Genomic DNA, 11,664 nt, shown 5'->3' with positions numbered 1-11,664 from the left:
GCCGAAACCGGTGAGGAATCTGCATCGACCCGGCGGGGTTGCCGGTCGCGCAGCACGGGCGCGTGCCCGGCCCGGCACGCGTTCCTGAAGCGGGGTCACTGATCGAGCGGCGACTTCAGCGGATCGTGCTCGCCTGTCAGCCCGAACACGACGAGTTGCGCGGGCTCGGTCGCGCTCGCATTGCGCGACACCTGATGGCGCGAGCCGGGCGGCTCGTACCAGCCTTCGCCGGCGCGATAGCGGCGTACCGGGCCGCCGTTCACCTGCGACAGCACTTCGCCTTTCGACACGACCGCGAACACCGAGCCGAGGTGCCGGTGCGCTTCGGACGCCTGGCCGGGCGCATAGTCGACGGTCGCGACGACGGCGAGCTTGCCGGGCGCTTCGGGCACCGCCTGTTGCATGATCGCGTGCACGGTGTCGCCGGCATCGTGCGCATGGGCGGCGGCCGGCAGCGCGGCGCCGAGCGCGAGCGTCGTGCACAGAAGCGCGCGGCGGAGCCTGGAGCGGGAGGGCATCATCGTCGTCTCCTTACTCGGGCATCTTGCGGAACGCGATCGCGAAGCGGTTCCACGTGTTGATCGTCGCGATCAGCATCGACAGTTCGAACAGCTCGGTGTCGCTGAAGTGCGGCTTCACGGCTTCCCAGACGGCATCGGGCACGTGGTTGTCGGCGACCAGCGTCAGCGCTTCGGTCCACTCCAGCGCCGCGCGCTCGCGGTTGGTAAAGAACGGCGTTTCGCGCCAGACGACGACCGTCGCCAGGCGTCGCTCGGTTTCGCCGCCGTTGCGCGCATCGGTCGTGTGCATGTCGACGCAGAACGCGCAGCCGTTGATCTGCGACGCGCGCAGCCGGACGAGTTCGGCGAGCGGCTTCTCGATCGAGCTCTTCGCGAGGAATTCCTCGGCGTTGCGCATTACCTTGATCGCGTTCGGGCTGGCGGTATAGAAGTTCATGCGAGGTTGCATGGCAGGTCCTTTTTCAGTTGGTAGCGCTCGGTGGCGCGACAGGACCCACTTTAAGCGTGTCACTGGTCTGCTTGAATGGCCAATTCCCGGAAAATTCAGGTAACCAGTGGCGGGTCGCCGAGGCGGTCCGAACCCAGCAGGACGGCCAGCTTCGCGAGCGCGGTGTCGATGCGCAGCGCGTCGATCCCGCCATAGCCGAACAGCAGCCCGGGGCGGACCGGCGCGCTGACGTGGAACGCCGAGATCCCGTACAGGCCGATGTCGTGCGTGCGGGCGGCCCGGACCAGCGCGGCTTCGTCCAGCCCCGGCCTCAGGTGCGCGGCGAGGTGGATGCCGGCAGTCGGCACGATCGCGTCGAACCACGGCGCGAGCCCGCCGCGCAGGTGCGCGACCAGCATCGTGCGGCGCGCGTCGTAGTGCTTCTGCACGCGACGCAGGTGCCGCGCGAAATCGCCTTCGAGCATGAAGCGCGCGAGCGCCGCCTGCGTCAGCGTGCAGGTGTGCCAGTCGACGATCTGCTTCGCCTTGGCGAGCGCGCCGCGCAGCGCGCGCGGCGGAATCGCGAAGCCGATCCGCAGTTCGGGAAAGATCGTCTTCGAGAACGTGCCGACGTAGGCGACGAGGCCCGTGCGGTCGAGGCTCTTCAGCGATTCCACCGGCCGGCCTTCGAAGCGGAACTCGCCGTCGTAGTCGTCTTCGATGATCACCGCGCGGCGCCGCTGCGCCCATTCGAGCAGCGCGACGCGCCGGTCGAGCGTCATCGGCATCCCGAGCGGGAACTGGTGCGACGGCGTCACGTAGACGAGGCGCGCGTCGTCGGGCAGCCGCTCGGTGACGAGGCCGTGCGCGTCGACCGGCACGCCGATCACCGTCGCGCCGAGCGAGGCGAACGCCGCGCGCGCGGGCGGATAGCCGGGATCCTCGACCGCGACGACGTCGCCCGGCCGCACGAGCACGCGCGCGAGCAGGTCGAGCGCCTGTTGCGCGCCCTGTGTGACGAGCACGTCGTCCCAGCCGCATGCAACCGCGCGGCTGAACGCGACGTAGCGGGCGATCGCGCCGCGCAGCTGCGGATCGCCGGCCGGGTCGTGGTACTGGCCGGGGCCGCGTGCCTGCTGGCGCAGCGCGTGATGCAGGCAGCGCCGCCACGCATCGAACGGGAACAGCGTCTTGTCGGTCACGCCGCCGCGGAAGTCGAAGCCGGGCGAATCCTGCGGCGTCGGCATGGCGAGCGCGTCGGGCAGGTCGTCCCACAGTGCGCGCGCATTGACGGCATCGATGCGCGGCGTGTCCTCGACGAGCGACGGTGCCGACGCGGCCGCCGCATGCGGAACCCGGGCGAGACCGTCGGCGACGAAGGTGCCGTCGCCCGCGCGGGTGGTCAGGTAGCCCTCGGCGACGAGGCGCTCGAATGCGTCGAGCGTCGTCTTGCGCGACACGCCGAGCTGCTTCGCGAGGTCGCGCGTCGACGGCAGCCGGGCGCCGCCCTCGAGCCGCCCGTCGACGATTGCGGTGCGCAACTGCCGGAAGATTTGCCCGGTCAGGTCGTGACGGCCTTCGATGCGGATCGCGATATCCATCGCAGTGGTTACCTCGAATGCGGGGATTTGATGTCGATCAGCATACCGGAAGTCCATGGCCGGATCGGCGCTCGGGCACGAGCGGGCGGCGTCGTTCAGCCAGGGAACGCGCGTCGCGTCGACGAAACAGGAAACGGCGGCGAGCAAGGCCCGCCGGATGCGGCAGATGGCACTGCACGCGGCACGCTGCGCCGCCCCGGCCGGCACGCCATGCGCCCGATGCCGGCAGCGCCATTCGATTGCACCGCCACCCGCCGCTGCCTTACGATCCACCACACCCCCAGACCGGAGCGCCCTCATGCTGTCCGAAGACGAACTCGCGCTGCTCGATGCGATCCGCGCCACCGGCAGCCTGTCGCGGGCGGCCGCGCGGCTCGGCAAGGCGCCGTCGACCGTGTCGCACGCCGCGCGGCAGCTCGAAACGCGCTTCGACGCGCTGCTGTTCGACCGACGCGGCTACCGGCTGCAGCTCACGCCGGCCGGCCAGTTGCTGACCGAGGAGGCGTCGCGGCTCGCGCTGGACGTCGCGCGGCTCACGCAGCGCGTGCGGCAGGTCGCGAGCGGCTGGGAGGACCGGCTGTGGATCGTCAGCGACGAGGTGCTCGAGTTCGACACGCTGCTGCCGGTCGTCCGCGCGTTCGATGCGCTCGATTCGGGCGTATCGCTGCGCTTCACGCACGAAGTGCTCGGCGGCACCTGGGAAGCGCTGCGCGACGGTCGCGCGGATCTGGTCGTCGGCGCGACCAACGAGCCGCCGGCGATTCCAGGCTTCAAGTGGTTCGAGCTCGGCGCGATGGAATGGGTGTTCGCGGTCGCGCCGCGCCATCCGCTTGCGTCGGCGAGCGAGCGGCTGACCCGGGACGCGATCGGCGCGCATCGCGCGGTCGTCGTCGCCGATTCGTCGCGGCGCTCGGTCGGCCGTGCGTACGGGCTGCTCGGCGGACAGGCGGTGCTCGCGGTGCCGTCGATGCGCGCGAAGATCCTCGCGCAGCGCGACGGGCTCGGCGTCGGCTGGGTGCCGCGCCGGCGGGTCACGTCGTTGCTCGCGCGCGGCGACCTCGTGGAGAAGGAAACGGCCGATCCACGTGAACCGAACGTGTTGTACGTCGCGTGGCGTGGCGACCGTGACGGCCGCGCGCTGCAATGGTGGCTGGAGCAACTGCGCGAACCGCGGCTCGCGCAGCGCCTGCTCGACGGGATCGACGTGGCGGGCTGAGTGCGCCAGGCGGGCACGCGCGGAAGCGGCCCCGGCAGACATGTTCGAAGATTTCGAACATGTCTGCCGCGCCCGTCGTACGGCAAGGCCGGGCGCCGCGCGCATCCTGTGTTCACGGTCAACTCACCGGTTCACAGGAGAACATCATGCAACGCTTCGAAGGAAAAACGGTACTCGTCACGGGCGGCAACAGCGGCATCGGCCTGGCGGCCGCACGGGCATTCGCGGCCGAAGGCGCGCGGGTCATCATCACCGGTCGCGACGCGCAGACGCTCGACGCCGCGCGCGAAGCACTTGGCGACGGCGCGCTCGCGATCCGCAACGAGGCCGGCAGCGTCGCGTCGGCGCGGGCGCTGGCAGACGCGATCGCGGCATCCGGCGCGCGGCTCGACGCCGTGTTCATCAATGCGGGCGTCGCGAAACTCGCACCGTTCGCGGATATCGACGAGGCGTTGTGGGACCTCGTGTTCAACACCAACGTGAAGGGCGCGTACTTCCAGATCCAGGCGCTGGTGCCGTTGCTGAACCGCGGCGCGTCGATCGTCATCAACGGCTCGATCAACGCGCACATCGGGATGCCGGGTTCGTCCGTGTATGCGGCGAGCAAGGCGGCCGTCAATTCGTTCGCGAAGACGCTGTCGACGGAATTGCTGCCGCACGGCGTGCGGGTGAACGTGGTGAGCCCCGGACCGGTCCAGACGCCGCTGTACGGCAAGCTCGGGCTCGATGCGGCGACGCTCGACGAGACGGCTGAAAAGATCAAGGGCCTCGTGCCGATCGGCCGGTTCGGCACGCCGGATGAAATCGCGTCGACGGTGCTGCACCTGAGCGCGCCCGAGTCCGCGTTCATCGTCGGCGCGGAAATCATCGCGTCGGGCGGGATGGGGTTGCTTTGAGCGTGAAACCGGCAGGGGACCACCGCTTGACGCGACGTCGGGCGATTGCCCTGCCGGTATCACCTGGCTAGCGCGACGGGCAGGCGTTACGGGCCTCGTCGGCCTGCCCGCGCGCATCGAGTTGCGTCACCGTCAGCCCGGAGAACGTCGCGCTGCCTTGCTCGGCGAACACGGCGACGCGATCCGCATCGAGCGGCGGAAAGATCAGGTCCGTCAGCGCCACGCGGCCGCCGTTCGCGAACACTTCGACCGAACCGCGATCGACGACGATTTCAAGCTGCAGCCGGCCGTGCTCGAGCGGCAGGTCGACGATGTGTTCGCGGCTGAACGTGCCGGCGAAGTTCATTGCGCCGGAGCGGGAGCGGTCGAGTGTCAGCGTCCGTTTCGCCGTGTCGTACACAATCCGGGTGCCGATCGCGCCGTCCGCCGATCTGCGGACGATCAAACCCGCGCGGGCCGCGCGTTGCGGCGCAAGCGTCACCGTGATGCGCTGGACGGTGCCGCGCGTGGCGGCCGACAGCTCGCGCGTGGCGGACTCGACGCGCTGGTCGCCTTCATGCACGGCGGGCCGCCCATCCGCCCACGCGTCGAACGCGGCGGCCGGCGTCACGACGAGCGTCGGTTCGCCGCCGATCGTCTTCAGCGCGAACGCGCGCGGCAACGTCGTCGCGCCGCGCCAGGGCGCCGTCGGCGCTGCCGCCGCGTAGTCCCAGTTGCTCATCCATGCAATCGCGACCGGGCGCGCGCCGGGGGCACCGGAGAACGTGCCGGCGGCATAAAAGTCGGCGCCATGATCGACCCAGCGGAATTGCGCGGGATCGGAACCAGCCGGTGCAACGCGATCGGGGACGAACCGGCGGCCGTCGAAGTCGCCGACGAAATACATCGCACCGGAACCGCCGGCGATCGACCACGGATTGACGTTGACGATCATCACCCACTTGAGGTGCCGCGGATCGTCGTCGACGGGCAGCGGCACGAGGTCGGGCATCTCCCACAGCGCGCCCGCATGCGGCACGTCCGGCAGCGTGAAGTCGCTCAGGAACGCCCAGTGAATCAGGTCGTCGGACCGGTAGAGCTTCACGACCTGCGCGTCGGCGACGACGGTCGTCATTAGCCAGTAGCGCCCCGGCGCGTACCACGACACCTTCGGGTCGCGGAACTGCTTCGATTCCGGATCGAGCGTGAGCACGGGATTGTGCGCATAGGGCTGCCAGGTCGCGCCGTGGTCGAGGCTGTACGCAAGCGACTGCGCCTGCGTGCCGGGTGCGTGACCGGAACCGGCCTTGTAGACGCTCGTATATAGCGCGACGAGCGGCGTCTTGCCCGGTGCGCCGAGACCGGAAGTGTTGTGCGTGTCGGCGACGATCGAGCCGGAGAAGATTTCCTCGGTCGCGTTCGCGCGCATCGCGACCGGCTGCTCGCGCCAGTGGACGAGATCGGTGCTGGTCGCATGACCCCACGACATGTTGCCCCAGTCCTGGCCGAGCGGGTTGTACTGGTAGAACAGGTGATATTGGCCGTTTTCGTAAACGAGACCGTTCGGATCGTTCATCCAGTTGCGTTGTGGCGTGTAATGCAGCGCGGGTCGCCATTGTGGCGTACCGCCCGCGGGCGGCACGCCGCACGTCGCGGCGGTGGCGTGCAGGGTGGCCGCCCACACGAGCAGCAGCCCGGCGAGCCGGAAGGAAAAGCGGGAAAACGTCGATCTCATGCGGGGGCCCGTGCTCCGCTGCGCGAAGCGGGAAAGAAGGGCGCATGCCGCGTACAGCGGCGACATGCGCGGTCTGCGGAACAAAAAGCGGCGGGCGCACACGCGACACGCGCGATGGACGCCCGCCGAACCGGCTGGCTACGCGGCCGCCGCCGTTACGGTCGGGTGCCGGCGCCGCCGTCGTTGTGACCGGCGCCCGTCGCGGGCAGGTTCGACGGGATGTCGCCGTACCCGCCGAGACCACCGCGTCCGTAGGCGCGGTCGACCGCCGTCGACGTGCCGTTGATGCCGACCTTCACCGTCGGCGCGAGCGTGCCGCCGCGACGCGGGCCGATCGCATCGATGAACGACTCGACGAGCCCGCCCGGCATCACGTAGTGCGAATACGACTGGAACTCGCGCGGGTTCTGGTTCGGGTCCTGCGAATACGGCGCACCGGCCGGCGCGGAGAAGTCGGTCGGGTTGCCGAGCACGAGCCCGCTGCCGCCGTTCAACGGCTGGAAGTCGCTGCGGATGCCGTTGCCGACGAAACCGTAGACGCCGTCCGGCCCGTCCACGCCCGCGGCCATCGTCGTGCGGTGGCTGATCGTGAACAGGTAGTACTTGCCGTCCTTCAGATAGATCTGCGGGCGTTCGGTCTGGTCGTCGACGCAATTCGCCGACAGGATCGGCGGCAGGAACTTCCACTCGGTCAGTTGCGGGTTCGTCGCGACCGCCAGGCCGACATTGGCCTTTTGATACACTGCGCCCGAGTTCATCACGGCGTTGAGGTCTTCCTTGTACGGGTCGTTCGGCGCATAGCCGAGGTCGGCCCCGGTGCAGGTCCGGGCGCCGCGCTGGCCGCCCGTATTGCCTTCGAACACCATGTAGGTCTTGCCCGGATGGGCGGGATCGGTGAACACGAACGGATCGCGGAACGAGAAGTAGGTGTTTTGCTGGCCGGTCTGGTAGTAGTTGCCGTCCGGCTGCAGCAGCGCCTTGTGATCGTCGAAGCCGCTGAACCAGACGTGCTTGTCGTCGGCATGGATGTGGCCGTCGGCGCGCGTGATGATTGCCTGCGGCGGCGTGATGTCGGCGCCGCCCGGTGCCGAGCGGTTGAACGACGTCGCGGTGTAGTAGAGGCTGACGTTGTCGCCCTGCGTGAGGCGCGCCGAGCCCGACCATTCGGCGTTGTTGGTCATCGGCGACGTGCCGAACACCTTCACGCTCGCTCCGTCCGGGAACAGATGGCCGCCCCAGGTCCAGCCGCCGTTCGCGGGCCGCTGCGAGGCGGGAATGCCGGCGCGGCGATAGAAGAAGCCGATGCGCGCATGGACGTGACGATCGTCGAACGTGTAGCCCGCATGCGGGTCGGCGGTCAGCGAGAAGATCACTTCCCAGCCCTTGTAGCTGAGCTGGTTCGCGCGCAGGTCCGCCAGCGGCCAGGTATCCCAGACCCAGACGTTCGGGTTGATCAGCGGGAAATCCTGCGGGATGTCCGGCATCGTCAGCGCTTGCGGCAGCGAGTTCCGGTCGGCGCCGGCCGTGTGCGACTGCGCGACGATCTGGCGGATGTCCGCACGGGTCCAGCGCATCGTGAAGTTGCTTTCGGGGTCATATGCCTGCTGCGTGTGTGGCGTGGGCGCGGGCGCGCCGGCGGTCTGCCCGTGCGCAACGGACGCGAAGGCGGCAAGTGCGGCGCCAGCGAACAGCAAACGTTTGGCCGCGGTCGTGCGGCAAAAAGGAAAATAGGTCATGTCGGCGTAGTTTCCGTTGACGGTGAAAGAGAGCGGCTGACGGCGGTATCGACATCCAAACCGGTTTGGATGCTATTTCAAACCGGTTTGGACGTCAAAAGATAAATATTTGACGGTAATAACTACCATTCGGAAATAATTGCCGCACAAGCGGCCTGGCCGAATGGCATGCACAACGCGAGGAGCGACGTGAAGGTGAATCTGAAGGCGCTGTCGGATGCGCTCGGGCTGTCGCGCACGACGGTCAGCCGTGCGCTGAACGGCTATGACGACGTGAGCGAGGCGACCCGGGAACGCGTGATGAAGGTCGCGCGCGAACTCGGCTATGTCGCGGATCCGACCGCGCGCCGGCTGGCGACCGGGCGGGCCGATGCGATCGGCATCGTGTATCCGTTCGGCGCAGGCGATCTCGGCGATCCGCGTTTCGGCGAGGTCGTTGCGGGCATCACGGAGCGGCTCGCCGAGCGCAATCTCGACTTCTTCATCGCGTCGGCGCGGCCGAACGCCGAGCTGGACACGTATCGGCGGCTCGTCGACGGCAAGCTCGTCGACGGGCTGATCGTCGCACGCACGCTGGTCGACGATCCGCGCCTCGCGTACCTGCGCTCGAGTGCGTTTCCGTACGTCGCCTATGGCCGCACGCAAGCCGCCGAGCCTTACGCGTGGTTCGATTTCGACAACGAGGCCGGCGCATGCGATGCCGTGCGGCGCCTGATCGGCTTTGGCCATCGACGCATCGCGATGATCAGCGCGCCGCTGTCGCTCAATTTCGCGATGCAGCGTCGCGCCGGCTATCTCGCCGCGCTGCGCGAAGCCGGCATCGAACCTGATCCGGCGCTGCTGGTCGAGTGTCCGTTCACGCGCGACGGCGGGCAGCAGGGCGCGCAGGCACTGCTCGCGCGGGCCGAGCGGCCGACGGCGCTGCTGGTCGACAACAATATCGCCGGCGGCGGCGCGTTTCGGGCGCTGGCCGACAGCGGGCTGCGCCTGGGCCGCGACATCTCGTTGATCGTCTATGACGGCGTGCCGCCCGACGTCGCGCATCCGCATCGCGTGACGGCGGTGGTGCAGCCGACCGGACACGCATCGGGGCGTGCGCTGGCGGACCTGATGCTGGGGCTGCTCGCGGACGGCGTGCACGGCCATCGACTCGAGCTGCCGGTGATCGAGGCCGGCGATACTGATGGGCCGCTGCACGGCTAGCCGATGGGGTGGCGCGAGTGGGGCGCGCTCGGCAACGGACGTTGCGGGACGCGCGCCCGCGGCAAAAGCCATGATGGCGGCAGGGCTGAATGCCTCGTCGCTAGACGACCGGTCTAATCCGCGGATATCATCCGACCTCGAGAATGAAATATGACGCCGTGCTTGCCGTGCGCGACCCGTACGCGAAAATGCCATATCGCGCTGCGATGCTGGTCGTGCCGCAGACGCCGTCGTTTTTTTCGGCGCACATCTAGACGACTGGTCTAATAGAGTTGGACAGCATTTTCGGTACGTAAGCGGCACGTTGACGCGCGATAGCTGACTAACCGGCAGGCGCGCCGTCGTCCGGCACGCGGCGGGCGTCATGCTGGCCGCCGTACGACGCGGCCCCGTTCCCCCATTTCGAAGGAGTGTCCGATCATGAAGATTCTGGTTGTCCTGACTTCGCACGACACGCTCGGCGACACCGGCAAGAAAACCGGCTTCTGGCTCGAGGAACTGGCCGCGCCGTACTACGCGTTCAAGGATGCGGGCGTCGAGCTGACGCTCGCGTCGCCAAAAGGCGGCCAGCCGCCGCTCGACCCGAAAAGCAGCGATCCGGCCGCGCAGACCGACGCGACACGCCGCTTCGACGCCGATTCGGCGGCCAAGGCCGATCTCGCGGCCACGCGCAAGCTGGCCGACGTGTCGATCGACGATTACGACGCGGTGTTCTATCCGGGTGGCCATGGCCCGCTGTGGGATCTCGCCGAGGATCTGCATTCGATCGGCCTGATCGAGCGCGCGCTGTCGGCCGGCAAGCCGGTCGCGGCCGTGTGCCATGCGCCGGGCGTGCTGCGCCACGTGAAGGACCCGAAAACCGGCGAGTCGGTTGTGCGCGGCAAGCGTGTGACGGGCTTCACCAACAGCGAGGAAGCGGCCGTCGAGCTGACGGAAGTGGTGCCGTTCCTCGTCGAGGACATGCTGAAGACCAACGGTGCGCAGTTCGAGCGCAGTGCCGACTGGGTACCGCATGTCGTCACCGACGGGCTGCTGATCACGGGGCAGAACCCCGCATCGTCGGAGCCCGCGGCCGAGGCGCTGCTCGCGCAGCTCGGCCGCCGGTAAGCCGGCCCGGCCGTCGCCGTCGTCGGGCGCAGCCGGCCCGACGACAATCCATATCGTTCCACCGTGCGCACCGCACGGTGGAACATCCAGTCGTTTCGCAGAACCAAGCAAAGGAGTCGTGGATGTCTGCCCTGTTCGAACCGTTCAAACTCAAGGATGTCACGCTGCGCAACCGCATTGCGGTGCCGCCGATGTGCCAGTACGTCGCCGAAGACGGCGTCGTCAACGACTGGCATCACGTGCATCTGGCCGGCATCGCGCGCGGCGGCGCGGGCCTCGTGATCGCGGAGGCGACGGCCGTGTCGCCGGAAGGCCGCATCACGCCGGGCTGCGCCGGGCTGTGGACCGATGCGCAGGCCGAGGCGTTCGCGCCGTCGGTCGCGGCGATCAAGGCGGCCGGCTCGGTGCCCGGCATCCAGATCGCGCATGCGGGCCGCAAGGCGAGCGCGAACCGCCCGTGGGAAGGCGACGACCACATCGCCGACGGCGATCCGCACGGCTGGCAGACCATCGCACCGTCGGCCGTGCCGTTCGGCGCGCACCTGCCGAAGACGCCGCGTGCGATGACGCACGACGACATCGCACGCGTGCAGGCCGACTTCGTGGCGTCGGCGAAGCGCGCCCGCGACCTCGGCTTCGAATGGCTCGAACTGCACTTTGCGCACGGCTATCTCGGCCAGAGCTTCTTCTCGGTGCATTCGAACCAGCGCGACGACGAATACGGCGGTTCGGCCGAAAACCGCGGCCGTTTCCTCGTCGACACGCTGAAGGCCGTCCGCCAGGTCTGGCCGGAGCACCTGCCGCTGACCGCGCGTCTCGGCGTGATCGAATACGACGGCCGCGACGAAGAGACGCTCGCCGAATCGATCGCGCTCACGCAGCGGATGAAGCAGGAAGGGCTCGACATGCTGAGCGTGTCGGTCGGCTTCTCGACGCCTGACGCGCGGATTCCGTGGGGCCCGGCGTTCCTCGCGCCGATCGCTGAACGTGTGCGCCGCGAGGCCGGCTTGCCGGTGTCGTCCGCATGGGGCATCGACACCCCGCAACTGGCGAACCGCGTCGTCGCCGAAGAGCAGCTCGACCTCGTGATGGTCGGCCGCGCGCATCTTGCCGATCCGCACTGGCCGTACTACGCGGCCAAGCAGCTCGGCGTCGAGCGTCCGTCGTGGACGCTGCCCGCGCCGTACGCGCACTGGCTCGAACGCTATCGCATCGCCGACAAGGTGGCCTGAGCGCGCGCTGC

The 11,664-nt window shown here is 68.8% G+C and carries 10 protein-coding genes; 5 read left to right on the top strand and 5 right to left on the bottom strand.

All coding sequences use genetic code 11. From position 1 onward, the window contains the following. Nucleotides 1-95: 95 nt before the first annotated feature. The 3 genes from GEM_RS21530 to GEM_RS21520 all read right to left on the bottom strand — a co-directional run bounded on the left by GEM_RS21530 (nucleotide 96) and on the right by GEM_RS21520 (nucleotide 2,549). Nucleotides 96-521: a cupin domain-containing protein gene (locus GEM_RS21530; RefSeq protein ID WP_014899507.1), complete on the bottom strand. Its 426-nt coding sequence runs from the start codon at nucleotides 519-521 to the stop codon at nucleotides 96-98. 10 nt (nucleotides 522-531) lie between these two features. Further along, nucleotides 532-969, bottom strand: coding sequence for a carboxymuconolactone decarboxylase family protein (locus GEM_RS21525; RefSeq protein WP_014899506.1), 438 nt, complete (start codon nucleotides 967-969; stop codon nucleotides 532-534). A gap of 95 nt (nucleotides 970-1,064) precedes the next feature. Then, complete coding sequence (locus tag GEM_RS21520; protein WP_014899505.1) at nucleotides 1,065-2,549, bottom strand: PLP-dependent aminotransferase family protein; 1,485 nt, start codon at nucleotides 2,547-2,549, stop codon at nucleotides 1,065-1,067. 298 nt (nucleotides 2,550-2,847) lie between these two features. Between GEM_RS21520 and GEM_RS21515 the strand changes: the two genes are divergently transcribed. Next, nucleotides 2,848-3,765 carry a LysR family transcriptional regulator gene (locus GEM_RS21515; protein WP_014899504.1) on the top strand — a complete coding sequence of 306 codons (918 nt, stop codon included), beginning with the start codon at nucleotides 2,848-2,850 and terminating at the stop codon, nucleotides 3,763-3,765. Between the two features lie 146 nt (nucleotides 3,766-3,911). Further along, on the top strand, nucleotides 3,912-4,661 hold the full coding sequence (locus GEM_RS21510; protein ID WP_014899503.1) for an SDR family oxidoreductase: 750 nt from the start codon (nucleotides 3,912-3,914) through the stop codon (nucleotides 4,659-4,661). 67 nt (nucleotides 4,662-4,728) lie between these two features. Here GEM_RS21510 and GEM_RS21505 read toward each other — a convergent pair whose 3' ends face one another. Continuing rightward, nucleotides 4,729-6,375 carry a glycoside hydrolase family 32 protein gene (locus tag GEM_RS21505; RefSeq protein ID WP_041490781.1) on the bottom strand — a complete coding sequence of 549 codons (1,647 nt, stop codon included), beginning with the start codon at nucleotides 6,373-6,375 and terminating at the stop codon, nucleotides 4,729-4,731. 155 nt (nucleotides 6,376-6,530) lie between these two features. Further along, nucleotides 6,531-8,111 carry a glycoside hydrolase family 68 protein gene (locus tag GEM_RS21500; RefSeq protein ID WP_014899501.1) on the bottom strand — a complete coding sequence of 527 codons (1,581 nt, stop codon included), beginning with the start codon at nucleotides 8,109-8,111 and terminating at the stop codon, nucleotides 6,531-6,533. A gap of 168 nt (nucleotides 8,112-8,279) precedes the next feature. On the opposite strand from GEM_RS21500, the gene GEM_RS21495 reads away from it, so the two are divergent. The 3 genes from GEM_RS21495 (at nucleotide 8,280) to GEM_RS21485 (ending at nucleotide 11,653) form a co-directional block, all read left to right on the top strand. After that, nucleotides 8,280-9,314 (top strand): substrate-binding domain-containing protein, encoded by a 1,035-nt coding sequence (locus GEM_RS21495; protein WP_014899500.1) that lies wholly within the window; start codon nucleotides 8,280-8,282, stop codon nucleotides 9,312-9,314. Between the two features lie 420 nt (nucleotides 9,315-9,734). Beyond that, nucleotides 9,735-10,421 carry a type 1 glutamine amidotransferase domain-containing protein gene (locus tag GEM_RS21490; protein ID WP_014899499.1) on the top strand — a complete coding sequence of 229 codons (687 nt, stop codon included), beginning with the start codon at nucleotides 9,735-9,737 and terminating at the stop codon, nucleotides 10,419-10,421. A gap of 122 nt (nucleotides 10,422-10,543) precedes the next feature. Beyond that, a complete protein-coding gene (locus GEM_RS21485) occupies nucleotides 10,544-11,653 on the top strand; it encodes an NADH:flavin oxidoreductase/NADH oxidase (RefSeq protein WP_014899498.1) in 1,110 nt (369 codons plus the stop codon). Nucleotides 11,654-11,664: the final 11 nt, after the last annotated feature.

The sequence above is a fragment of the Burkholderia cepacia GG4 genome (assembly GCF_000292915.1).
Classification (GTDB): domain Bacteria; phylum Pseudomonadota; class Gammaproteobacteria; order Burkholderiales; family Burkholderiaceae; genus Burkholderia; species Burkholderia cepacia_D.
This window is presented reverse-complemented; position numbering and strand designations above follow the sequence as displayed.